22 protein-coding genes and 1 tRNA gene are annotated in these 22,162 nt (G+C 63.8%); 9 read left to right on the top strand and 14 right to left on the bottom strand.

Annotated features, from left to right (window positions below):
- The first annotated feature begins 151 nt into the window (after positions 1 to 151).
- The 4 genes from XH81_RS19970 (at position 152) to XH81_RS19955 (ending at position 2,561) form a co-directional block, all read left to right on the top strand.
- The gene (locus XH81_RS19970; RefSeq protein WP_028139564.1) at positions 152 to 769 is read left to right on the top strand and encodes a hypothetical protein; all 618 of its coding nucleotides are present in this window, start codon (positions 152 to 154) and stop codon (positions 767 to 769) included.
- A complete protein-coding gene (locus tag XH81_RS19965) occupies positions 756 to 1,130 on the top strand; it encodes a winged helix-turn-helix domain-containing protein (RefSeq protein ID WP_028139565.1) in 375 nt (124 codons plus the stop codon). Before XH81_RS19970 ends, XH81_RS19965 begins: the two co-directional genes overlap by 14 nt.
- 31 nt (positions 1,131 to 1,161) lie before the next feature.
- A complete protein-coding gene (locus XH81_RS19960) occupies positions 1,162 to 1,902 on the top strand; it encodes a di-trans,poly-cis-decaprenylcistransferase (RefSeq protein ID WP_028139566.1) in 741 nt (246 codons plus the stop codon).
- A 122-nt stretch (positions 1,903 to 2,024) separates the two neighbouring features.
- Positions 2,025 to 2,561 carry a GNAT family N-acetyltransferase gene (locus XH81_RS19955; protein ID WP_028139567.1) on the top strand — a complete coding sequence of 179 codons (537 nt, stop codon included), beginning with the start codon at positions 2,025 to 2,027 and terminating at the stop codon, positions 2,559 to 2,561.
- A gap of 55 nt (positions 2,562 to 2,616) precedes the next feature.
- Here the strand turns inward: XH81_RS19955 and XH81_RS19950 are convergent, their stop codons facing one another.
- From XH81_RS19950 to XH81_RS19940, 3 genes are all read right to left on the bottom strand, one after another.
- Positions 2,617 to 3,684: a hypothetical protein gene (locus XH81_RS19950; RefSeq protein ID WP_028139568.1), complete on the bottom strand. Its 1,068-nt coding sequence runs from the start codon at positions 3,682 to 3,684 to the stop codon at positions 2,617 to 2,619.
- 3 nt (positions 3,685 to 3,687) lie between these two features.
- Positions 3,688 to 3,987 (bottom strand): hypothetical protein, encoded by a 300-nt coding sequence (locus XH81_RS19945; protein WP_271596343.1) that lies wholly within the window; start codon positions 3,985 to 3,987, stop codon positions 3,688 to 3,690.
- A gap of 61 nt (positions 3,988 to 4,048) precedes the next feature.
- A complete protein-coding gene (locus XH81_RS19940) occupies positions 4,049 to 5,080 on the bottom strand; it encodes an MBOAT family O-acyltransferase (RefSeq protein ID WP_271596342.1) in 1,032 nt (343 codons plus the stop codon).
- A 336-nt stretch (positions 5,081 to 5,416) separates the two neighbouring features.
- Between XH81_RS19940 and XH81_RS19935 the strand changes: the two genes are divergently transcribed.
- The 3 genes from XH81_RS19935 (at position 5,417) to XH81_RS19925 (ending at position 6,919) form a co-directional block, all read left to right on the top strand.
- Positions 5,417 to 6,103, top strand: a complete 687-nt coding sequence (locus XH81_RS19935) for a DNA-3-methyladenine glycosylase I (RefSeq protein ID WP_028139570.1) — start codon at positions 5,417 to 5,419, stop codon at positions 6,101 to 6,103.
- A gap of 26 nt (positions 6,104 to 6,129) precedes the next feature.
- A complete protein-coding gene (locus XH81_RS19930) occupies positions 6,130 to 6,423 on the top strand; it encodes a DUF1330 domain-containing protein (RefSeq protein ID WP_028139571.1) in 294 nt (97 codons plus the stop codon).
- 202 nt (positions 6,424 to 6,625) lie between these two features.
- A complete protein-coding gene (locus tag XH81_RS19925) occupies positions 6,626 to 6,919 on the top strand; it encodes a hypothetical protein (protein ID WP_028139572.1) in 294 nt (97 codons plus the stop codon).
- Positions 6,920 to 7,018: 99 nt separating this feature from the next.
- Here XH81_RS19925 and XH81_RS19920 read toward each other — a convergent pair whose 3' ends face one another.
- Together XH81_RS19920 and dinB are read right to left on the bottom strand one after the other, a co-directional pair.
- Positions 7,019 to 8,431 (bottom strand): sensor histidine kinase, encoded by a 1,413-nt coding sequence (locus tag XH81_RS19920; protein ID WP_028139573.1) that lies wholly within the window; start codon positions 8,429 to 8,431, stop codon positions 7,019 to 7,021.
- Positions 8,432 to 8,536: 105 nt separating this feature from the next.
- The gene (dinB, locus tag XH81_RS19915) at positions 8,537 to 9,637 is read right to left on the bottom strand and encodes a DNA polymerase IV (protein ID WP_271596341.1); all 1,101 of its coding nucleotides are present in this window, start codon (positions 9,635 to 9,637) and stop codon (positions 8,537 to 8,539) included.
- Between the two features lie 43 nt (positions 9,638 to 9,680).
- On the opposite strand from dinB, the gene XH81_RS19910 reads away from it, so the two are divergent.
- Together XH81_RS19910 and XH81_RS19905 are read left to right on the top strand one after the other, a co-directional pair.
- Positions 9,681 to 10,124 carry a TspO/MBR family protein gene (locus XH81_RS19910; protein ID WP_271596340.1) on the top strand — a complete coding sequence of 148 codons (444 nt, stop codon included), beginning with the start codon at positions 9,681 to 9,683 and terminating at the stop codon, positions 10,122 to 10,124.
- 94 nt (positions 10,125 to 10,218) lie between these two features.
- Positions 10,219 to 10,428 carry a hypothetical protein gene (locus XH81_RS19905; RefSeq protein WP_028139576.1) on the top strand — a complete coding sequence of 70 codons (210 nt, stop codon included), beginning with the start codon at positions 10,219 to 10,221 and terminating at the stop codon, positions 10,426 to 10,428.
- A 26-nt stretch (positions 10,429 to 10,454) separates the two neighbouring features.
- Here XH81_RS19905 and XH81_RS19900 read toward each other — a convergent pair.
- The 9 genes from XH81_RS19900 to XH81_RS19860 all read right to left on the bottom strand — a co-directional run bounded on the left by XH81_RS19900 (position 10,455) and on the right by XH81_RS19860 (position 22,071).
- Positions 10,455 to 10,531: transfer RNA gene (locus XH81_RS19900), tRNA-Arg, on the bottom strand.
- Between the two features lie 50 nt (positions 10,532 to 10,581).
- A complete protein-coding gene (locus XH81_RS19895) occupies positions 10,582 to 11,661 on the bottom strand; it encodes a sensor domain-containing diguanylate cyclase (protein ID WP_028139577.1) in 1,080 nt (359 codons plus the stop codon).
- Positions 11,661 to 14,777 (bottom strand): bifunctional diguanylate cyclase/phosphodiesterase, encoded by a 3,117-nt coding sequence (locus XH81_RS19890; RefSeq protein ID WP_028139578.1) that lies wholly within the window; start codon positions 14,775 to 14,777, stop codon positions 11,661 to 11,663. The genes XH81_RS19895 and XH81_RS19890 overlap by 1 nt, the downstream gene beginning before the upstream one ends.
- Before the next feature lie 174 nt (positions 14,778 to 14,951).
- Positions 14,952 to 16,037, bottom strand: coding sequence for a branched-chain amino acid ABC transporter permease (locus XH81_RS19885; protein WP_173019822.1), 1,086 nt, complete (start codon positions 16,035 to 16,037; stop codon positions 14,952 to 14,954).
- The gene (locus XH81_RS19880) at positions 16,034 to 17,044 is read right to left on the bottom strand and encodes a branched-chain amino acid ABC transporter permease (RefSeq protein WP_028139580.1); all 1,011 of its coding nucleotides are present in this window, start codon (positions 17,042 to 17,044) and stop codon (positions 16,034 to 16,036) included. The genes XH81_RS19885 and XH81_RS19880 overlap by 4 nt, the downstream gene beginning before the upstream one ends.
- Complete coding sequence (locus tag XH81_RS19875) at positions 17,041 to 17,763, bottom strand: branched-chain amino acid ABC transporter ATP-binding protein (RefSeq protein ID WP_028139581.1); 723 nt, start codon at positions 17,761 to 17,763, stop codon at positions 17,041 to 17,043. The genes XH81_RS19880 and XH81_RS19875 overlap by 4 nt, the downstream gene beginning before the upstream one ends.
- Complete coding sequence (locus XH81_RS19870; protein ID WP_028139582.1) at positions 17,760 to 18,533, bottom strand: ABC transporter ATP-binding protein; 774 nt, start codon at positions 18,531 to 18,533, stop codon at positions 17,760 to 17,762. Before XH81_RS19870 ends, XH81_RS19875 begins: the two co-directional genes overlap by 4 nt.
- A gap of 219 nt (positions 18,534 to 18,752) precedes the next feature.
- Positions 18,753 to 19,937 (bottom strand): substrate-binding domain-containing protein, encoded by a 1,185-nt coding sequence (locus XH81_RS19865; RefSeq protein WP_038949383.1) that lies wholly within the window; start codon positions 19,935 to 19,937, stop codon positions 18,753 to 18,755.
- Between the two features lie 106 nt (positions 19,938 to 20,043).
- Positions 20,044 to 22,071, bottom strand: a complete 2,028-nt coding sequence (locus XH81_RS19860; RefSeq protein WP_028139584.1) for an acyl CoA:acetate/3-ketoacid CoA transferase — start codon at positions 22,069 to 22,071, stop codon at positions 20,044 to 20,046.
- Between the last annotated feature and the right edge of the window lie 91 nt (positions 22,072 to 22,162).

Here is a 22,162-nt window from a genome sequence, read left to right as displayed (position 1 = left end):
ATGCGCAACCGGCAGTTGTCTGGGCCGGCGGTATCCTCTTGCAGCAACTTTCGAGCTTGCGTTTGCTTTGCGATGCCATATACTTTGCATCACAAAGTAACGGGACGAGCAATCCCGGAGACACGGGCGAAGCGAGGTTCTGCCGTTGCCAATGCGCGATCTCGACAAGGCACTGGCCGACATCGTGGCGATTCGCAGCCAGATTGCGGCTGGTACGGCGTTCCGCGGCTATGGCCCGGCAACGATGGCAGCGACCGGCGCTGTCGCGCTACTCACCGCGATCCTGCAATTCTGGCTGCTGGGCGATCCCACCGGCGAGCCGCTCGGCTTTTTCCTCGGCTGGTTCATAGCCGCCGCGCTGTCCGGCCTGATCATCGGGATCGAGATGCGTGCGCGTTCGCACCGCCATCATTCGGGTCTGGCCGACGCGATGATCCACCAGGCGGTCGAGCAGTTCCTGCCGGCAGGCGTTGCCGGCGTGCTGCTCGCGGTGGTGATGTGGAAGTTCGCGGGCGAGACGCTTTGGCTGCTCCCGGGCCTGTGGCAGATCCTGGTATCGCTCGGCATTTTCGCTTCCGTCCGCTCGCTGCCGCGCACCGTTGCGCTCGCCGGTGCCTGGTATTTCGTGTCCGGCTTCGCCGTGGTGGTGCTCGCGAGCCAGACGCACACGTTGTCGCCGTGGACCATGGGCCTGCCCTTCGTGATCGGGCAGTCGGTGATGGCGGGCATTCTCTATGTCGCATCCGGAGACCATGATGTCGAAGACTGACAGCGCGCCCTTCTCCTATGAAGGGCTCGACCGCGTGATCCACGAGAAGGCGAGGCTCGGGCTTCTGACCTCGTTGATGGGGCATCCCAAGGGGCTGGCATTCGCCGACCTTAAACAGCTCTGCGGCCTCACCGACGGCAATCTCAGCCGGCATCTCGGCGTTCTGCAGGAGGCCGGCCTCGTCGAGGTGACCAAGGGCTACGAGGGCAACCGCCCGCACACCACCTGCCGCCTCACCAAGACCGGGCGCCGCCGTTTCCTCGACTATCTCGCCGTGCTCGAGCGCCTGGTGCGCGACGCTGCGAAAGCCGCCGGCCGCGAGGCGCCGCCGCTCGGCCGCCTCGGTATCGTCTCGACCTGATCTTCCCCCTTTTTTGACCGGAGACTTTGCAATGCAAAGTGACCTTGCGTCCCGCAACGAGAAGCTTCATGTCGGCATCATCATGGATGGCAACGGACGATGGGCGACGCGGCGCGGCCTGTCGCGCGTGCGCGGCCACGAGGCCGGCGTCGAGGCCATCCGCCGCATCGTCGAGGCCGCGCCAAAACAGGGCATCGGCACCCTGACGCTCTATGCCTTCTCCACCGACAATTGGCGGAGACCAAAGGCCGAGGTCGCGGCGCTGATGACATTGCTGCGCTTCTATCTCGCCCACGAGGTGCCGAGCCTGGTCAAGAACGGCGTGCGCCTCACCGTGATCGGCCGCCGCGACCGGTTGCCTGACGGCATCGCCAACGCGATCACGCGCGCCGAAGAGACGACCGCTGAAGGCTCGACGCTGCACCTGCGTATCGCCGTCGACTATTCCGCGCGCGACGCCATCCTCAATGCCGCGGCGAAGGCGGCCGCGCTGACGAGCCTTACCCGCGAAGCCTTCTCGCAGCTCGTCACCGGTGAAGCCGGCTTGCGCGACGTCGATCTCATCATCCGCACCTCGGGCGAGAAGCGGCTGTCGGACTTCCTGCTCTGGGAAGGCGCCTATGCCGAGCTGCACTTCACCGAGCGGATGTGGCCCGAATTCGACGCGAGCGATCTCGCCGCCGCCTTGGCCTCCTTCCACGGCCGCGAGCGCCGCTTCGGCGGCCTTCAGGCGATCGTGCCCGAGGAAGTGCCTTCGCTCTCCCGTGTGTGACGCGCGGCACATGAAAACGAGCTGTTCGTTTTCATCCGCATGATTGGCAGCTCCGTCCAAGCGGACGGCGCGCGGCCTCGGCTAGGTCTGCAAGTCCCAGCAACCTGCCGAAAGCATCACGCATGTCACAGCTGTTTCCGGGAGCCGTCGTCGAGCCGGTCGAACTGGCCGAAACGAAGGGCATGGTCTGCATCAGGACCGCCAGCGAATCCGATGTCGAGAGCCTCTCGGTCTATTTCACCGGCCTTTCCACGACATCGCGTAGCAAGCGCTTCATGGGCGCGCGAACCGATCTCTCCGTGGTCGCGGCCGAATGCGTCGCCAAGAGCGGTGGCCGCGACCACTTCACCTTGCTCGCCGAGCTCAGGGAGGAGGGACGGGGCAGGATCATCGGCGAAACGCTATACGCGTACGATGCGATGGCTCGGCATGGCGAATTTGCCATCTCCGTTGCCGATGCCTTCCAGCGCATGGGGCTCGGCTTTCAGATGATGACGGCGATGGAGACGCGCGCGGTCGATCTCGGCCACGAGATGATCGCCGCCGAGACGGCCCGGACGAATGCCGAGATGCGCGGCCTGGCGAAGAAAGCAGGTTTCAGGGATACCGGACTGGGAGATTGGCAGTCGGTCCACCTCGCGAAGCGCTTGTCGCGTTAGCGAGCGCGAAAATCCACCATCTCATGAGGACGCGCGGCGCGCGCCAGCGGACGACTCAGTCGCTGGCGGATTTTCCCAGGATTCTCCGGTTAGCCAGGGTCTTGGCAAGTTGCTCGGTGTAGATCATCCGCGCCCATCGATGCAAATGCGCCGGATAACGCGCATACAGGATGTCCAGCATGACGTCTGGGGTATCCAGGAATTGCGACTGATCGAGGCCAAGTCGAGCCGCAATCCTCTTGCCTGCCTCGGTGTGGAAGCTCTGCGGGTCGCCCTGAGCATTGACGGAATTGACCGGCGAGATCACGAGATAGACCTTTGACCGGTCAAGCTTCGAAAGCGTTACGGACAGGGAGTTGAGCGCCTTCTCGAATTCCGCGTTCATCACGAACGGTTTTGAGGCGGGGAGCGGCTTGAGAAGAACGTGGCCGGGCAGCGTGGCCCTGAAAGCCTCCAGCGAAGGAATATCAAGCATTCGGTTGGGGTCGATGGCGCTACCGTGCTCGCTCCATATGGTCGAAATGAACTGATCCTTGCCGCCGTAGTAAATCGCATAGGCGCCAGGAAGCGGGGTGTACACGGCTCGCTCCATCAGCAGTCGGATGTATTCGAGACCGCCGGCCGGAAACGTCAGGCCGGAAGGAACTTCAAAACGGTCGGTCCTGATGAAGGTCGGCCACTCATTCCATCTTGGATCGCGCTCGAACTGGATCGGATTGAACACCAGAACGAGTTTCTTGGGCTGGCGTCCGCGGGCGATCATCTTGTCGAGCATGGCGGCGTAGCCATCCGGGCCAACATAGCCGATGGTGCAGAACGCCTCGACGTCGGATCCCGGAAACGCGTGCAACAAGGTCGGGACGTGAATCCCAAACAGGCAAGAGCTGTCGCCGAGAAAGGCGAGATCGGATGCAGGCAGCCGCTCGGAACGCCTGATCTGCTCGAGGACGATGTAGGTCTCGATTCCGCGAGACCATTGGTGGTTGCTCTGCTGATGGATGAAATTCGCGATTCCGAGGATGAGAGCCGTCAATACGGCGACCGGAACGAACTTGCGCGCGACAAGCTGAAGCGCATTGGTCAGCGGCGACTTTATGATCGCCTGGAGCGTGCGTTTCAGCATGGCCTAGAACTGAAAATAGATGAAGGTTGCGTTGACGTGCCCGGACGCCGCGATCGTCACAGCCGCCAGGGCCGCAAACAGCGGATACCTCATCCACGCAGGTCGGCGGATCAGGAAGTAGTCCCCGTGCGACTGCAATTGCCATTCCAGCAGCATCAGCGGGGCCGACAGCGATAGAATTGCGAGCGCGACGGCACTGTGCACCGGGGCCCATTCCCAGTTCTTGAGCGCACTGAGCATGCCCACCAGCAAATTCCAATTTGCTGCTCGAAAGAGGAACCAGCCGACGAACACGACCAGCATGGTGACGGCCCAGCCGGCGCCGCGGGCGATCTTCGAAGGGGGCTCGTCTCCGCCGGGCAATTTACGCCACATCGCAAGCACGGTGCCATGAAGCAGTCCCCAAAGAACGAATGTCCGACGCGCCGTGCCAGAGGCCTCCCAAGGCCATGGTCAGCATCAAATTCCGGTTCGTGATGGTCTCGCCGCGACGGTTTCCACCGAGCGAGATGTACAAGTAGTCCCGTAGCCATGTGCTGAGGCTGATGTGCCAGCGTCGCCAGAATTCGCTGATCGATACCGACCAGTAGGGGTAACGGAAATTCCACGTCAGCTCGAAGCCGAACAGAAGCGCGACGCCTTTTGCGATCAGGCTGTATCCGTTGAAATCGGCGTAGATCTGGATGCCGAAGGCGATCGTGGCGAGCACGACCGACCAGCCGAAGGGTTGATCCGGAATGAAGAGCGTGTCGACGATCACCGCCAGGCTGTCCGCCACCACGACCTTCATGGCGTAGCCGTAGATCAGGAGCCAGAGTGCGCGGTCGGCATGATCAGCCGTGAATTGTCGCGGCTTCGAAAATTGATCCAGGAGATTGCTGGCTCTCTCGATCGGTCCCGCCACGAGTTGTGGGAAGAACGCCTTGAAGGCGAGAAACTTGACGAGGTCTCTCTCCGCAACATGCTTGCCGCGATAAACGTCCACCACATAGGCGATGCCCTGGAAGGTGATGAAGGAAATGCCCAGCGGCAGGATGATGCGCAACGTCGGCAGGTTCGGATTGAGACCCGCGCGTTGTGCAATCGTCATGAACGAATCGACGAAGAAGCTGAAGTACTTGAATATCGCGAGAACGATGATCGCCGCTGCGACCGCGGAAAAGAGCAGAAGCTTTCGGGTGTGCTCGTGATGGGTCGCGGCGATCAGAATCGCCGCGGCATAGTTGACGACGGAAATTCCGACCAGCAGAGGCAGAAAACGCCAGTCCCACCAGCCATAAAAGACGTAGCTTGCCGCCAGGATGATGACATTCTGGACCGCGAGCCTGGAGGTGGCGTGGTAGAGCAGGAAGGTCGCGGGCACCAGACCGAGGAACGCCACGGAGACAAAAGACATTGCAAGAATAGGTCACATTATTGGGTCGCGACGCCGCTCGTCGTTCTACTCAGTCTGGATGACGATGCGAGCGGGGTTGCAACCGGGATTGCGAAGATAAACCGCAGTCCCAGCGAGGCGGTGACTGAGGCCGCTTCACTGGCAGCGGCATCCAATAACAACTTTGAGATGAAATCAACCGCTATCCACCCGCTCCCGCTTGCGGGCGGCGACGTCCTTGGCCGAGGACCCGACCACGTGCGCTTGGCGCGCCGGCATCACGGACTTCACCTCCGCGGTGCTGGACCTCTTGATCCAATTCTGGTGTCTTGACGATCCATCAACGCGGATGTCCGCATGACCTCCTTCAAGACCATTCGTGCCCGCGCTGAGAAGCGCAAGGGCGGGCCCAAGGCGCTGGAGAAATTGATGCCGGCAAAGCCGGACCTCAAGCGGCTGGCCAAGCTCGGCGACGACCGCGTCCTCGCCGAAATGACCAGGCGCGTGTTTTGCGCCGGCTTTGCCTGGAGCGTGATCGAGACGAAATGGGACGGCTTCGAAGACGCCTTCCTGCATTTCCAGCCGGCCAAGCTCACCTTCCAGCCCGAGGATTATTGGGAAGGCCTGCTGCGCGATGCGCGTATCGTGCGCAACGGTGCCAAGATCATGTCGGTGCGCGACAACGCCGCCTTCGTGCAGGAGATCGCGAAGGGGCATGGCAGCTTCGGCAAATTTCTGGCGAAGTGGCCCTCGTCCGACGAGATCGGCCTGCTCGGTCTCATGACCAGGCGCGGCAGCCGGCTCGGCGGCAATACCGGGCAGATGCTGCTGCGCTTCGTCGGGTGGGATGGCTTTGTGACGTCCGGGGACGTGGTAGCTTGCCTGCGCGATGCCGGTCTCGACATTGCCGAAGAGGTCAAGTCGAAGGGCGATCTCGCCAAGGTGCAGGCGCAGTTCAATGCCTGGGCCGAGGAGACCGGTCTGCCCTACACATATCTGTCACGCATCTGCGCGCTCTCGGTCGGTGAAAGCCGCAGCGCGTAGCAGGTCCCCGAAGCCAGGAAAGAAAAATGGCCAAAGCCTATTGGGTTGCCACCTACCGCGCGATCAAGAATCCCGATGCGATGGCGGCTTACGCCAAACTGTCGCGTCCGGCGATCGAAGCGGCGGGCGGCCGCGTGCTCGCACGCGGGATGCCGGCCGCGGCCTTCGAACTCGGCCAAATGGAGCGCGTGGTTCTCATCGAGTTCGACAGCGTCGAGCGCGCCAAGGCGGCGTATGCAAGCCCGGCCTACCAGGCAGCTCACGATCTGCTCGGAGACGGTGCGGACCGCGACATCCGGATCGTCGAAGCCGTCGATTAGACCCGCCCGCGGATAAATCGTGTGTATCCTGTGGCGATCTCGTGCCGCGAGCGCGGCAGATGCAACGCGCGATCACGAAATACATTTTTGGGGAACATTTGTGCGCAGCACCTGTTCGGAGTCGAGCCAGGCGGACAAAGGCGTAGGGAACGCGTGCTCCCGCCCGGGGCCAACGAAACCGTATACAGAAACGGAGCAGCTCATGAAGCTCACATCCGAACAGGTGAAGCAGACCGTCAACCAACTCGGCGCTCAGGTGCTGCCCGACGAACATCCGGCCATGCCGCAGCTCAACAGCATGTTCGGCGAGCATACCTTCTTCGTCGACGAGATGGGCCTCAAGGTCCTCGAGCCCACACCATCGCTCGGTCCCGATCGCCAGAGCGGCGAAGTCGTCAGCCTCGCCGATTGGGGTGATTCCGACCTGACGCGCCTGATGGCGCACGAGCCCGAGCCGACCGGCGTGATCGTCGTGTTCGAGCACGTGAGACATTGATTGCCCCCGAGCGGGTCGAGCTTTATCGGTGGCGGGGTTGAAAATCCCGTCACCGTCGGCCGCGCGCCGCTCTCCGAGGCGGCTCCAGCGATCGCAGTTTCATGCATCGATCGGGATCTCGATCGCGATCTGAGTCCCTGGACCCCTCTTGCTTTCGAGGCGCAGGCGCCCGTTCAGGGACGAGGCCACCAAATTGAATGCGATGTGCAGCCCGAGGCCGGCATGTCCGCTCTCGCGGCCGGTCGTGACGAACGGATCGAAGATCTGCGCCTGCAATTCCTCGGGTATCCCAACGCCGTCGTCGGTGCAGACCAGCCGGACCCGTTTCGCGTCCGGCTGGCTGACTGTGAGCGCGAATCTGCCGCCTCTCTTGTCCGGGTACGCATGCCCCGCGGTATTGAGGGCGAGATTGCTGATCACCTGCGCGAGTGCTCCCGGGTAGCTGTTGAGCTTGATGCCTGCCGGGCATTGGACGTCAACCGTCAGAGCATGGTGCGATAGCAGCGGCCCAAGCTTGGACATCAGCTCAGCCAGCCAATCCTTAAGCTCGAAGGCGCGCCGGTCCTCATCGGCCTGGTGGACTGCGACCTGCCTGAAGCTGTGCACCATCTCGGATGCGCGGTGCAGGTTATCGAAGGTCAGGTCGAGCCCCTGTTTGAGCCTGTCAATTCCCTTGGTCAGATCGGATCGCCGGACCGACGCTCCGCCCAATGCATCGGCGATTGTCTGTAGATCCGTCTGCATGGCTGTCGAGGTCGTCAGGGCGAGGCCAAGCGGAGTGCTGACCTCGTGAGCGACACCGGCCACCAATCGACCGAGCGAGGCGAGCTTTTCCGCCTGCACCAGATGCTCCTGGGTCGCGCGCAGATCGCGCAGCGATTTCTCCGAACGCTCCTTTTCCCGCTGCAGCGCCTCCGACGTTCGGAATTGCTTTCGCGCCCGGTATTCGCGCGCGGCCACCGCGTAGAGCGATAATGCGTAGGCGTTGCCGACGAGAGAGTGATTGATGAATCGCAGGCCCATCGGCATCGTCGGTGCGAACGTCTCGGCGACCAGCAGCGCCAGCCACGACAGCAGGCAGAAAATCGCCAGCGAGCCGATCCGTAATGGCAGCATGGTGGAGACGAACAGAATGATCATCATCATGCCGGGGGCGGCAAAGGTGAAGCCCGACGGCAGGACGAGATAGATGCTCGGCAGGATGCAGCCGGGAATGACGCAATAGACGAGGAAAATCGTCTCTGCCCATGGCTTCATCAAGCGCCGTGACAGTAACGCGGTCAGCGGGAGCAGCACGAACAGTGCGGTGCCGCCACGGATGGCAAGCGTGGTCGGAACGACTTCGGGATAGAGCACCCAATCCCAGAGGGTGTAGCCGGCATAGGTGGCGGCGCCGAGCAGCATCGCGATCTGCGTCCACCCGAGACTGCCTCGGACGTATTGGTCGACAAACCGGCGCTCCTCGATGCGGTCTTCGAAGCGCAATCCGAGGCGTATCAATAAGGCGAGCATTCCAGCATCAATCGCGAAAAATCGTGTTTTACTGTCTCTACGACAGGTTTTGCGCCGCGTCGCGGATAAAGATGTCGCGTTTGCCGAGGGGCCTGTCGGCCCCGTTCAAATGCCCAAGGTCAGCTGCGGCTCCGCATCGTCCCCGGTCTGGAGCGCGGACAGCGAGACACCCAGCAGCCTGACGCGCTTGGGTAGCGGCATCTCGACTTCGAGCAGGCCGCACGCCAGCCGTTCCAGATCGTCCCGCCCCGCAACGGCCGCTGCGACGGACTTGCTGCGCGTGATGATCTCGAAGTCGGCAAACTTGATCTTCAAGGTGACGGTGCGGCCGCGATTGCCGCTCGCCTCGCAATGCCGCCAGACCTTGTCGACGAGAGGCTTGAGCTCGGCCGCCAGCGCGCCATATTCGGCGAGGTCGGTCGAGAACGTGGTCTCCGCGCCGATGGACTTGCGGATCCGGTTGGCCCGGACCGGCCGATCGTCGACACCACGCGAGATCCAGTAGTAATAGGCGCCCGACTTGCCGAAATTCGCATTCATGAACTCCAGCGTCTGATTGCGGATGTCGAGGCCGGTGAACAGGCCGAGCGCATTCATCTTCGCAGCCGTCGCCGGGCCTATGCCGTGAAACCTGCCGACCGGCAGCGTCTCGACGAAAGCCGGTCCCATCTCCGGCGAGATCACGAACTGACCGTTGGGCTTGCGATGATCGGAGGCGAGCTTGGCCAGAAACTTGTTGTAAGAGATGCCCGCCGACGCGTTGAGATCAGTCTCGGCCTTGATCTTCCCGCGGATCTTCAGCGCGATGTCGCGCGCCAGCGGGATGCCTTGCAGGTTTTCCGTCACGTCGAGATAGGCCTCGTCGAGCGACAAGGGTTCGATGATGGGCGTGTGTTCGGCAAAGATGTCGCGGATCTGCCTGGAGATCGCCTTGTAGACCTCGAAGCGCGGCCCGACGAAGATCAGATCGGGACACTGCCGCTTCGCAGTGACGGAAGGCATCGCGGAGCGAACGCCGAACTGGCGCGCCTCGTAACTGGCGGCCGCAACGACGCCGCGTTCCGCGGAGCCTCCGACCGCGACCGGCTTGCCGCGAAGGTCCGGATTATCGCGCTGCTCCACCGATGCATAGAACGCATCCATGTCGATATGGATGATCTTGCGGACGGGCGAGGCTTCGCCGGTCACCGTGTCGGATTCGCTCATGGAAAGATGATACAATTGCGCGATGCGATGCGCGAGGTGATGGATGCTGCAGCTGTTGTTGTTCGTGGTAGGGGTAGTCGGCATCGGCTGGCTGATCGGTGCGACCAATCTCCCCGGAGATTGGTATGCCGGCCTCGCCAAGCCGGCTTTCGTGCCACCGAACTGGGCGTTCCCGGTGGCCTGGACCCTGCTCTACATCATGATCGCCATCGCGGGCTGGCGGACCTTTCACCGTGAACCCGGGGGCAAAGCGATGCTGGCCTGGGCTGCGCAACTGGCGCTTAATTTCATCTGGTCTCCGGTCATGTTCACGATGCATCAGATCGGCGCGGCGCTCGTCATCCTCATCGGCCTGTTCGTCGCGATCGTGACCTATATCGGTCTCGAGGCATCACGAGACAGGCTGGCCGCCGCATTGTTCGTGGCTTACGCAGCCTGGGTCGCGTTTGCCGGCGTGCTCAATGCGGCGATCTGGCGTTTGAATTGAGACATTCGGTCTCAACCGGTTCAAAGAGCAATCTCAGGCTTGTGAGTGGCAAGCATGGTCACGCGACCTAATATGAGCCCACGGAGGACAGCCAATGCAATACAGCTCCGAGCTCATTCACACGATGCGTCAAGCGCTGGAGACCGTGATGGCGAGCGTACCGGCCCATCAATCGGTGTTCGGTCTGAAAGCGGCCGTGGCGGAATGCATCCTGAACGCCGCCGCACACGGCCAGACATCATATGACGGATTGGTCTCGTCCGCCTCCGATCAGATCCAGGCGATTGTCGCGATGCTGACGTGAGCGTCGGCCTGAAACGGCCGCAAGACTGGCGCACCCGACACGATTCGAACGTGTGACCTTTGCCTTCGGAGGGCAACGCTCTATCCAGCTGAGCTACGGGTGCAGTGAGGTTTGATGTAGCCGATTGGCGAGAGGGGGGCAACCGCTTCTCGCCTATCGCACGCGAGCTAATTTGCGCTGGACGGGCGCCGGAACCGCTGCGGCCTCCCTACCAAGGCTTGCGAATTCGGCGAGCACCCTTTCGGCGCAGATGACGCGGTTGCGGCCGAGGCGTTTGGCCACATAGAGAGCCTCGTCGGCCGCGCCCAGCAGCCGGTCGGGCCCGCCACCGTCGGCTGCACCCGGAATATGGCTGGCGACGCCGACGCTGAGGGTGACGTGATCGCCGGCGCCCACGGCGCCGTGGGCGATCTGCAAGGCCATGACGGCGCAGCGGATTTCATCGGCGATGACGCAGGCGCTGTCGCAATCCAGGTCCGGAAGGATCAGCGCGAACTCCTCGCCGCCGTAGCGGCTGGCGAGATCGAGCGGGCGCACGGCGTGCCGGCTGACGACGGAGGCGACCGCGCGCAGGCATTCGTCGCCGGTCTGGTGGCCGTGGTGGTCATTGAACAGCTTGAAATGATCGACGTCGGCGAACAGCAGCGCCAGCGGCTTCTGCGTGCGGTGGGCGCGGGCCCATTCGCTCATCAGCATCTGGTCGAACGAGCGCCGGTTCGACAGGCCGGTCAGGCCGTCCTTGGTGGCGAGCTCCTTCAGCGCCATCTCGGCGCGCTTCTGGTCGGTGAGATCGCGCAGCGTCTCCACCACCGCGATCAGATGGCCGGCTTCGTCGTGGATCGGACCGGCGTCGATGGCGAGATAGAGCTGGCTGCCAAGCTTCGGCATCGTGCACCAGTTTTCCGCGGAAAAGCCGAGCCCGTTATGGCCGCGCGCGGCATATTCGGAATAGAACTCCGGTAGCCGCTCGGGGCGGTCGAGCGCGACGAGGTCGGCAAGGCAGGGACGCCTGGTCTCGTAGAAGGCCTGCCAGTGCTTGTTGGTGCCGATCACCTCCGAGGCGGCGAGGCCGGTCAACCGCTCGCAGGCCCTGTTCCAGATCACGACGCGGCGCTTGGGGTCGATCACGAAGGTCGGCACCACCAGATGCTGCATCAGCCGCACGGCATAGGAATCCGCGACATCGACGGTCTTGGCCGACGTCTTGCTTGACGTCTTCGCTGGCTTCGCCATCAGGCCACCGCCGCCACCGGCAAGGCTCCGGGCAAGCCATCGCCCGAACCGAACAGTTTCCGCACCTCGCTGGCCGGCTTCGGCGGGCTGAACAGGTAGCCCTGCATCTGCGTGCAGCCGAGCGCGCGCAGCAGCTCGCGTTGCGCCTCGGTCTCGACCCCTTCGGCGACCGTGGTCATGCTGCTGGCGGCTGCGATGTTCACCACCGCCTGCACGATGACGGGTGCGCCGCTCGTCTCCGCGATGTCGGCGACGAAGCAGCGGTCGATCTTGATCTTGTCGAACGGGAAGCGCTTGAGATAGCTGAGCGAGGAGTAGCCGGTGCCGAAATCGTCGAGCGCGATGCGCACGCCGATCGAGCGGAGCTGGTGCAGGATCGAGAGCGCAGCTTCGTCGTCGCGGATAAGCACGGCCTCGGTGATCTCGAGCTCGAGCCGGCGCGGGTCCAGCCCGGAGGCGGCGAGCGCGCCCGCGATGCGCAGCGCCAGCGTGTCGCATTTGAGTTGCACCGGCGACACGTTGACCGCTACGCGCACATGCGACGGCCAGGTCGCGGCCTCGTTGCAGGCCATGCGCAGCACCCAATCACCGAGCTCGTTGATCAGGCCGGTGTCCTCGGCGACGGGAATGAACTCGGCCGGCGATACCATGCCGCGATCGGGATGGCGCCAGCGCAGCAGCGCCTCGCAGCCCGACACGTCGTTGGTGCGCAGGTCGACCAGCGGCTGATAGTGAATCTCGAAGCCGCCGTTCACCAGGGCCTGGCGCAGATCCTGCTCCATGCTCAGGCGCGCCCTGGCGCTCGCATCCATCTCCGGCTCGAAGAAGCGGTGGGTGCGGCGTCCCTCGGCCTTGGCGCCGTACATCGCGAGGTCGGCGTTCTTGATGAGCTGGTCGAGATCTGCACCGTCCTGCGGCGCAAGCGCGATTCCGATGCTCGCATCCGTGGAGAGCTGATGGCCGAGACAATGATAGGGCTGCCGGATCGCTTGGTAGATCCGGGTCACGAAGGACAGCACCTCGGCCGAGGATTGGATCCCGGTCTGGATGACGGCAAACTCGTCGCCGCCGAGTCGCGCGATGAGATCGCCGTGCTTGAGGCAGCCACGGAGGCGGCCCGCGATCGCCTTCAACAGCTCGTCGCCGACGTGGTGGCCGAGCGAATCGTTGATGCCCTTGAACTCGTCGACATCGATGTAGAGCAGCGCGAACTGATCTCCGACCTTCGCCAGCTCGCGTTCGATCTGCTCGCGGAACAGCGTGCGGTTCGGCAGGTCGGTCAGCGCATCGTAATGCGCCATATGCGCGATCTTCTCGTGGGCGCGCCGTCGCTCGGTGACGTCCTCGACGACATTGATGATGTAGCGCGGCTCGCCGGACTTGTCGCGGATACCGATCCGGGTCGAAGTGATATAGCGCCGTCCGGTGGCCGGGGTATTCCAGATGTGCTCATCCAGGAACAGGCCGTTCGGCGATTGCAGCAGCTTGTCGTCATCCCGGGTGATGATCTCGGCGTCTTCCGTCGGGTAAAGGTCGAACGCGCTCTTGCCGACGATCGTCTCCGGGGTTTCGCCGAGCTGTTCCTCGGCCACCTGGTTGGCCAGGAGGTAACGCCGTGTCCGGGCGTCCTTCACGGTGATCCGCGAGGGGATATGGTCGATGATCTCGCGCAGGAAGGTGTGGTTGCGATCGCGCTCCTGTTCCAGGTGGCGGCGATCGGTGATGTCTTCGATCGTGGCGACCCAGCCGCCCTGGGCGAGCGGAGTGTTGATGACCTGGAAGGCGCGGCCATTGGCCAGTTGATGAATTCGCGCGGAGACCGTGCCTTCGGCGACGACCCTCATGACGTCAGCACAGAATTCCTCGACGTCACCGTCGAACGCGCCGCGCTCCTTGCGATGATACATCGCCTCGCGGATGTGGCAGCCGGGCTTGATGACGTCGTGGGAGAGGCCGAACATGTCGGCGTAGCGTCGGTTGCAGGTGACGATGGTGCCGCTCGCGTCGTAGAGGATCAGCCCCTGCGTCATGTTGTTCAAGGCGGTGTCGAGCCGCAGCCGCTCCGCTTCCAGCCGTTCCTGCGCTTCGCGGTTCTGCCGGTTGATCAGGCGGATGATCAGATAGAGGATCAGCGCGATCACGGCAGCCGAAAGCGCGGCGGTCGTCACCATGAAGCCTGTCTGCTGCCGCCAGTCGGCCAGCGCCGCGGCCGTGGTGTTGGTGGCGATGATGACCAGCGGGAAATGCGTCAGCGACGCCGCCGATCCGAGCCGCTCTTCGCCGTCGACCGGACTCCTGCCGCGGAGCGTCTGCTGGCCGCCATTGGCCAGCACCTTCTGCATCAGCGGCGCGTCCTTGAAGTTTCTGCCGATCAGCTCTTCGAGATGCGGATAGCGCGCCAGCATCTTACCTTCGCGATCGAACAGCGAGATGGCCGTCCCCTCGGCCAGCGCGACAGACGCGAAATAGTGCTGGTAGCTGTCCGGATCGATCCGGCGGACCATCGCGCCGAGGAAGGTGCCGTCCGCGCCGGTCAACCGGCGGGCGACGATCGTGGTCCATTTGTTGATGATGAAGCTGCGGACGGATTCCAGCAGCACCGGCTCGGACTGCGGATTCGTCTTGAAGGTCTGAAAGTAGGCCCGTGACGAAACGTTGATCTTGGGCAGCGGGTGGGGCCGCGACCAGCTGATGAGGTCGCCATCGGCATCGTAGATGGCGATATCGCCGAGATAGGACACCGAACTGATCTTGCTGCGCAGCATCTGGTTCGCCGCGGGGCCGGACATGCGCTCGCGGAACATTGCCGGCGAGGTGACCTCCACCAGGTTCATCTGCCCGATCAGATCGGCGGCGACGACGTCGGAATCCTCGAATTGCTGATCAAAGTGCCGGGCGATCAGTTGGACCGTGTTTTCCAGCTCGCGTTCGCGGTTGGCCAGGGTGCGCTCGCGAAATTCGCCGACGGCCATGGCTGTCACACCGAAGATGCCCGCGACCAGCAACACGCCGCACAGGGTCAGCCACAGGACAGGACCACGCCGCGCCAAGGCCTCCCAGCCGTTCCTTGCGGCTCGAGACATTCCGGCTGCCACCGTGGAAAAGACTTGGCGCATTCCCCCTCCCTGGAGGAACACGAATACACCGCACAAATGGCCTAAACCTTAGGAAAGCCAGTTACCTAAGCATTAATCCAGTTGCACAATCGCGTCCGTATGCAGCGGAGCGCGAAACGCGTCAGGGTTGTGCGGCAGGCGTAGCAATCGCCGCACTGCATCATTAATCGCGGCTTAATGCGGGCTGCCTGCGCTCTTGTCGCCAGCGGGATTGCGCAGCCGTCCGACCACGCCGGTCGGGAAGAAATAGACGCTGGCGATGAACAGCAGGCCGAGCCACAGCAGCCAGCGGTCGGGATGCAGCAGACCCGGCAGCAGCGGCAGGCCGGCCTCCGACGCCGCCGTGGAGGCGACGCCCATCAGCGACTGCAAATAGTTCTGGGCGAGGATGAAGATGGTGGCGCCGATAATCGCGCCGTAGATCGTGCCCATGCCGCCGATCACGACCATCAGCAGGATGTCCAGCATGATCGAGAAGCTGAGCGAAGTATCGGGACCGGCATAGCGTAGCCACAGTGCATTCAGGATGCCGGCGCTGGCAGCGACCAGCGCGGCGATGCAGTTGGCATAGGTCAGGTGGAACACCGTGCGGAAACCGAGCGCCTCGGCGCGAAAACGGTTCTCGCGGATCGCCTGCAGCACGCGCCCGAACGGCGAGTTCACGACGCGCAGCAGTGCGAGGATCATCAGCGCCGAGATGGCGAATACCAGGTAGAAGGTCAGGATCCGGCCGTTGATCTCGAAGCCGACCAGGCTCTTTGGGATCAGCACCGTGCCGGGCCGCAGCAGCTCGGGCAGCTGAAAGCTGCGCCCGTCCTCGCCGCCGGTCAGCCAGGACAGCTGCGAAGCCAGCACCTGGAAGGCGGAGGCGACCGCCAGCGTGATCATGGCAAAGAAGATCGCGGCGACCCGCAGCGAAAACAGCCCGATGGCGAGCGCGAGCAGCGCCGCGAGCGGCAGTCCGACCACGATGCCGGTGGCGACCGCGGCCCAATTCGGGCCCAACCCGTACAGCGCGATGGCGATCGCGTAGCTGCCGATGCCGTAGAACATGGTGTGGGCGAACGAAACCGAGCCGGTATAGCCAAGCAGGAGGTCGTAGGAGGCGACCAGCGCGGCGAAGACGCAGATTTTGGCTGCGACGTTCATTGCCTTGGCCCCCGGAAACAGGAACGGCGTCGCCGCCAGCGCCAGGATGATGACGACGAGAACGAGCGTGAGGATTCGGCTACGCGGCGGATCGCCTGACAGGATCATCATCGGCTGGTCACCGCATAGAGGCCGCGCGGCCGCCACATCAGAATGGCGACCATCAGCAGGATGTTGGAGACGAGGGCGAGCTTCGGCATCAGGAAGCCGCCGTAATTGGCGACCATGGCCACGAGGATCGCACCGATGAAGCAGCCACCGATCGAGCCGAGGCCGCCGATGATGACGACGATGAAGATCAGCACGGTGAGGTCGTCGCTCATGGAGGCATGGACCTGCTCGCGATAGAGCGCCCACATCACGCCGCCGAGGCCGGCCAGCGCCGATCCCGTCATGAATACGCCGAGGAACAGCCGGCGGATGCGATAGCCGAGCGCTTCCACCATCTCGCGGTTCTCGACGCCGGCGCGGATCAGGAGCCCGAGCTTGGTGCGGTTGAGCACCAGCTGGATCGCGATGAAGACGGCAAGGCCGATCAGCATCGCCAGCACGCGGTATTTGGCGATCGCGACGTCGCCGAGGATGAAGGAGCCGCGCAGCGACGCCGGCAGCGGCATCGGGATGATCTGTGGCCCCCAGAGGGCATAGAGCGTCTGCTCGGCGACGATCAGGCCGCCGGTCGTCATCAGGATCTGCTTCAGGTGCTGGCCGTAGACCGGCAGGATCAGCACGCGCTCGACGACGAGGCCAAGGGCGCCCGACACGGCCATCGAGAGCAGCGCGGCCGGCGCCAGCACCGCGAGGTTCATCCAGAGCGAATCCGCCTGAATGGAGGCTGCGAACGGCGCCAGCACCAGGGTCGCGACATAGGCGCCGACGGCGATGAACGCGCCGTGGCCGAAATTGAGCACGTCCATCAGGCCGAACACCAGGGTCAGCCCCGAGGCCATGATGAAGATCATCATGCCCATGGCAAGGCTTGCGGCGGTGAGCGTCAGCCAGGTGCTGGGCGAGCCGATCAGGGGGATCGTCACGAGGGCGAGCGCGACCGGCAAGAGGATCGGTGCGATATCGCGCTTCGGCTTCGGCAGCGGATCGGTTGCAGCAAGGTCAGTCACTGATGCGTCTCCAGGCTCAGGCCGAGCAGCCGCTCCTGCAGCGGCACGTCGGCGGCGAGCGCCGCCATCTCGCCGCGATGGACGATGGTGCCGTTGTCCATCACGAGCACGTTGTCGCCGAGCTCGCGGGCGGCAAAGAAATTCTGCTCGACCAGGAGGATCGTCGCGCCCTTGCGCTTGATCTCCTTCAGGCACTCGATCAGCGCCATCACGATGGCCGGCGCCAGCCCCTTGGTCGCCTCGTCGATCAGCAAGAGCTTGCGCGGCTCGATGATGGCGCGCGCGATCGAGAGCATCTGCTTCTGCCCGCCCGAGAGGCTCCCCGCCCGCGACAGCCAGAACCGGCGCAGCGCCGGGAAGAAACCAAAAATCCAGTCGAGCTGGGTGTCGTCGAGCGGGCCGTCGCGCGCCGCCAGCACCAGGTTTTCCTTCACGGTGAGATCGGAGAATACCGCCATGCTCTCCGGCACGTAGCCGACGCCGAGCCTTGCGATGTCCGGCGTCGCGCGGCTCTCGATGCGATCGCCGGAGAGGCTGATCTCGCCGCTGGACGCCTGCCACAGTCCCATGATGGTGCGCAGCGTCGTGGTCTTGCCGGCGCCGTTGCGCCCGAGCAGCATCGTGGTCTGCCCCTGCGGGACCGCGAGGTCGATGCCCTGGAGGATGTGATAGCGGCCGATATGGGTGTGGACGCCTGAGAGTTTGAGCAGGTCGGTCATGCGGTACCCTCTGCAGTCTTGGGCGCGACGCCGAGATAGGCTTCCTGCACGATCGGCGAGGCAATCACCTCAGCCGGCGGACCATCCGCAACAAGTTGCCCGTTATGCAGCACGATGATGCGGTCGGCGAGCGAGCGCACCACGTCCATCTTGTGCTCGACCAGCAGGATGATCTTGCTTCTGTCCTGCTTGAGCTGCGCGATCAGGTTGAGCACCACAGGCACCTCGTCGATGCTCATGCCGGCGGTCGGCTCGTCGAACATGAAGACCTTCGGTTCCAGCGCGATCATCAGGGCGACCTCCAGCTTGCGCTGGTCGCCGTGCGACAGCGCGGTCGCGGCGACGCCGCGGCGGCTGCCGAGCGCGACCTGCTCGAGAATGGCGTCTGCGCGTGCGATCAGGTCGCGGCGCACCATCCAGGGCCGCAGCATGTCGTAATGGGTGCCGTTCGCCGCTTGCACGGCGAGGCGCACGTTCTCTTCCACGGTGAGGTTCGGAAAGAGATTTGTCAGTTGGAATGCGCGTCCGAGGCCCGCGCGGGTGCGCATCGGCGCGGAGTGCTGGGTGATGTCGGTGTCGCCAAACAGGATGCTGCCGTTCGAGGCGCGCAGCTGACCCGAGATCAGGTTGAAATAGGTGGTCTTGCCGGCGCCGTTCGGCCCGACGATCGCGGTGAGCTCGCCCGGACGGAACGTGCAGGTCACGCTGTTGACCGCAACATGGCCGCCGAAGCGGATGGTGAGGTCGCGAGTTTCGAGGGTGAGCGTCATTCGAATTCAATCGAGTCTGGCAATGGAAACGTGGAGATGTCCGCGATGACAGTCGGCTCCCCTCCCCCGCTTGCGGGGGAGGGCTGGGGAGAGGGTGTCTCCGCAGGCGGGAAACCCCGAGAGGACAGAGCCCTCTCCCGGCCTCTCCCGCATCCGCCTTCGCCAAGGCTTCGGCGGACAAGAGCGGGAGAGGTGAAGAAGAGGGCAGCGCGGACAAACTCAGCGCTTGTTGCGAACGGGAACGTCCATGTCCTCGATCTTCAGCTCGCGCACCGGCTCGAGCACGGCCCAGGCGACGTTCGGATCGACCTTGACCTTGAAGGCGTACATGCTCTGCAGCGCCTGATGGTCTTCTTTCCGGAACACCATCTTGCCCTTCGGCGTGTCGAACTCCAGGCCCTCCATCGCGGTGATCAGCTTCTCGCTGTCGGTCGACTTCGCCTTGGTGACGGCGGCGACGACGGACATCGCGGCGGCAAAGCCGCCCGCGGTGAAGAAGTCCGGCGGCGCGTTGAAGCGCTTCTGGTGCTCGGCGACGAGCCAGTCGTTCACCGGGTTCTTCGGGATCTCGTAGAAATAATAGGTCGCGCCCTCCATGCCGGGCAGGCCCTTATAGGCGGCGAGCGCCGGCAGGATGTTGCCGCCGGTGGAGAGCTCGATGCCGTAGCGCTTCGGGTCCATGTCCTGCAGCTTGGCCAGCGGATTGCCGGCGCCGGCCCAGATCACCCAGATGACCTTGCGGCCCGGCTTGTCCTTCAGTGCGTCGAACAGGCGCTGGCCGACTGCGGTGAAGTCGGTGGTCGAGGTCGGGGCATATTCTTCGGCAGCGAGCGTCGCGCCGGTCTTGGCGAGTGCCTCCTTGAAGGCGGCGACGCCATCGCGGCCGAACGCATAGTCCTGCGCCAGCGTTGCGACGGTGACGCCCTGCTTGCCGATCGCGACCGCATTCGAGATCGCGTCCTGCGAGGAGTTGCGCGCGGTGCGGAAGATGTAGCGATTCCACTTCTCGCCGGTAATCTGGTCCGCGACTGCGGGCTCGATGATCAGGATCTTCTTGTTCTCCTCGGCGACCGGGAGAATGGCGAGCGCCGCGGCCGACGAGGTCGTGCCGATCGCGATGTCGGCCTTGTCGTCCTGATAGGCTTCGGCGAGCGCGGCCTTCGAGAGATCCGGCTTGCCCTGGTCGTCCTTGGTGATGATGACGATCTTGCGACCGTCGAGGGTCATCGTGCCCTTGGTGGCGTATTCAAAGCCCATTTTCAGGCCGGTCTCGGTCTGCTTGGCGTAGGCCTCGAGCGGACCGGTCTTGCCGTAGATCAGCGCGACCTTGAGATCGTCGGCCTGTGCGGAGGTGCCCGCAGCGAGTGCGAGAATGGTTGTTGTTATGATGAGTGATCGACGCACGATGGTCCCTCCTGATTTAGAGTTTCTCGGTAACAGCGATTTGCACAACGCTACGAACATTGCAATTGAACCTTCCGGCCGAGCGCATCGGCCTTGCGAGCATGCATCATTTTTGGGCTCGCCGCGCATCGCCGGCTCCCTCGGCCCGACGCCGATCCGACTGCGCCTCATCAGCGCTTTCGAAAATGTGCGGCGCGACGCCGCGCCGCTCCAGGGCTTCGCCGAGCTTGATGCGCAGGAAGCCCGACGTGGTGTAGCGTGACACGCCGGAATAGAAGCGATCGACGAGGCTGCGCACCATCGCGGAATATTCGTCCATCAGCTCCGGCAGGATGGAAAAATTGTCATAATTGACGATGGCGTAGACCCGGCGGCCGAGCGGCGCCAAACGGCTCTCGACGATCTCGGCGATGGCGTCGATCTCGGCCTTGCTGCGCAGCGGATAGCGCTCCAGATTGACGAAGAACAGGTTCTGCTGCTCGTCCAGCGTGAAGCGCTGGTCGAGCGGGATGGTGAGCAGGCGCTCGCGCAATTCCATCAGACCCTCGCGGAAGATGCGGTCGTCCATCAATGCGGGCTCGCGCGGGATCAGCGGCTTGAAATCCATCAGCCGCAAAATGTCGCGCTGGATGTCGATGCCAGGTGCGACTTCGGTGAGCTCGAGCCCGTCCGGCCTGAGCTCGAACACGCAACGCTCGGTGACATACAGCGTGCGCTGCTTGCGCGCGGCCGCGAACGGGCCGCTGAAGGTGACGTGCTCGACGCGGTCGACGAATTTGCGTGATTTCGCCTCGTCGAGAATGACGAGCTTGCCGTCGTTCACCGCGATGCGTTGCTTGCCCGCGCCGAAGGTGCCGACGAAGATGACCTCCTTGGCGTTCTGGCTGATGTTGATGAAGCCACCGGCGCCTGCGAGCTTCGGCCCGAACTTGCTGACATTGAGGTTGCCGGCGCGATCGACCTGGGCGAGCCCGAGGAAGGCGGCGTCCAAGCCGCCGCCGTCGTAGAAATCGAACTGATAGGGCTGGTCGATCACCGCCTGCGTGTTGATTGCCGCGCCGAAATCGATGCCGCTCGCGGGAATGCCGCCGATCACGCCCGGCTCCGCCGTCAGCGTGATGAGGTCGATGATTCGCTCCTCGTTGGCGACCGAGGCAATCCCCTCGGGCATGCCGATGCCGAGATTGACGACGCTGTTGGCCTTCAGCTCGAGGGCGGCCCGCCGGGCGATGATCTTGCGCTCGCTGACCGGCATCACCGGCAGCGATGCGGCGCGGACACGGATCTCGCTGGAGAAGGCCGGATTGTATTGCGTGCCAAAGGTCTGCCAATGGTTCTCGGGCCTTGCCACCACGACGCAGTCGACGAGGATGCCGGGAATCTTGACTTGGCGCGGATTGAGACTGCCGGCCTCGGCGACGCGTTCGACCTGGGCAATGACGATGCCGCCGGAATTATGCGCTGCCATGGCGATGGCGAGCGCTTCCAGCGTCAGCGCCTCCTTCTCCATGGTGAGGTTGCCGTCGGGATCGCCTGTCGTGGCGCGGATGATCCCGACGTTGATCGGGAACGTCTTGTAAAGCAGGCACTCTTCGCCGCGTAGCGTGATCAGCTCCACCATGTCCTCGGTGGTACGCGCGTTCAGCTTGCCGCCGCCCTGCCGGGGGTCGACGAAGGTGCCCATGCCGACGCGGGTGACGTGGCCGGGCCGGTGCGCGGCGATGTCGCGGAACAGGTGTGTGATGACGCCCTGCGGCAAATTATAGGCCTCGATCTGACCCGCGATCGCGAGCTGCTGCAATTTTGGCGCAAGCCCCCAATGTCCGCCGATCACGCGGCGGACCAGGCCTTCATGCGCGAAATGGTTGAGGCCGCGATTCTTGCCGTCACCCTGACCCGCCGCATAGACCAGCGTCAGATTGCGCGGTTTGCCCTGCGTATAGGGGGCATCGCCCTCGTGGGAGAGATAGAGCTCCTCCAGCGCGATCGCGATCTCCTCGGCAAAGCCGATGCCGACGAAGCCGCCGGTCGCGACCGTGTCGCCGTCACGGATCAGCATGACCGCTTCGGCCGCGGTGACGACCTTGCCCTTCTCGGAATTGCGTAGGTAAGGCAGAGCTGGGTGATGGCTCACGGCGTTCCTCCCGATCCCTTCGACCGTATGCCGTTGTTGCTTGATCCTATCGCGAGGAGCGACCCTGGAACAGGCCGCTCCTCGCGATGGA

Origin of the sequence: Bradyrhizobium sp. CCBAU 25360 (genome assembly GCF_028128695.1) — a bacterium.
Lineage (GTDB): Bacteria > Pseudomonadota > Alphaproteobacteria > Rhizobiales > Xanthobacteraceae > Bradyrhizobium > Bradyrhizobium ottawaense.
The sequence above is the reverse complement of the archived record's forward strand: the minus strand, read 5'-3'. Positions and strand labels throughout refer to the sequence as shown.

Bases quoted from the DNA above. Each gene is read 5' to 3' on its own strand.
- XH81_RS19970 (WP_028139564.1), top strand. From the start codon at position 152: ATGCGCGATCTCGACAAGGCACTGGCCGACATCGTGGCGATTCGCAGC.
- XH81_RS19965 (WP_028139565.1), top strand. From the start codon at position 756: ATGTCGAAGACTGACAGCGCGCCCTTCTCCTATGAAGGGCTCGACCGC.
- XH81_RS19960 (WP_028139566.1), top strand. From the start codon at position 1,162: ATGCAAAGTGACCTTGCGTCCCGCAACGAGAAGCTTCATGTCGGCATC.
- XH81_RS19955 (WP_028139567.1), top strand. From the start codon at position 2,025: ATGTCACAGCTGTTTCCGGGAGCCGTCGTCGAGCCGGTCGAACTGGCC.
- XH81_RS19950 (WP_028139568.1), bottom strand. From the start codon at position 3,684: ATGCTGAAACGCACGCTCCAGGCGATCATAAAGTCGCCGCTGACCAAT.
- XH81_RS19945 (WP_271596343.1), bottom strand. From the start codon at position 3,987: ATGCTGGTCGTGTTCGTCGGCTGGTTCCTCTTTCGAGCAGCAAATTGG.
- XH81_RS19940 (WP_271596342.1), bottom strand. From the start codon at position 5,080: ATGTCTTTTGTCTCCGTGGCGTTCCTCGGTCTGGTGCCCGCGACCTTC.
- XH81_RS19935 (WP_028139570.1), top strand. From the start codon at position 5,417: ATGACCTCCTTCAAGACCATTCGTGCCCGCGCTGAGAAGCGCAAGGGC.
- XH81_RS19930 (WP_028139571.1), top strand. From the start codon at position 6,130: ATGGCCAAAGCCTATTGGGTTGCCACCTACCGCGCGATCAAGAATCCC.
- XH81_RS19925 (WP_028139572.1), top strand. From the start codon at position 6,626: ATGAAGCTCACATCCGAACAGGTGAAGCAGACCGTCAACCAACTCGGC.
- XH81_RS19920 (WP_028139573.1), bottom strand. From the start codon at position 8,431: ATGCTCGCCTTATTGATACGCCTCGGATTGCGCTTCGAAGACCGCATC.
- dinB (WP_271596341.1), bottom strand. From the start codon at position 9,637: ATGAGCGAATCCGACACGGTGACCGGCGAAGCCTCGCCCGTCCGCAAG.
- XH81_RS19910 (WP_271596340.1), top strand. From the start codon at position 9,681: ATGCTGCAGCTGTTGTTGTTCGTGGTAGGGGTAGTCGGCATCGGCTGG.
- XH81_RS19905 (WP_028139576.1), top strand. From the start codon at position 10,219: ATGCAATACAGCTCCGAGCTCATTCACACGATGCGTCAAGCGCTGGAG.
- XH81_RS19895 (WP_028139577.1), bottom strand. From the start codon at position 11,661: ATGGCGAAGCCAGCGAAGACGTCAAGCAAGACGTCGGCCAAGACCGTC.
- XH81_RS19890 (WP_028139578.1), bottom strand. From the start codon at position 14,777: ATGCGCCAAGTCTTTTCCACGGTGGCAGCCGGAATGTCTCGAGCCGCA.
- XH81_RS19885 (WP_173019822.1), bottom strand. From the start codon at position 16,037: ATGATGATCCTGTCAGGCGATCCGCCGCGTAGCCGAATCCTCACGCTC.
- XH81_RS19875 (WP_028139581.1), bottom strand. From the start codon at position 17,763: ATGACCGACCTGCTCAAACTCTCAGGCGTCCACACCCATATCGGCCGC.
- XH81_RS19870 (WP_028139582.1), bottom strand. From the start codon at position 18,533: ATGACGCTCACCCTCGAAACTCGCGACCTCACCATCCGCTTCGGCGGC.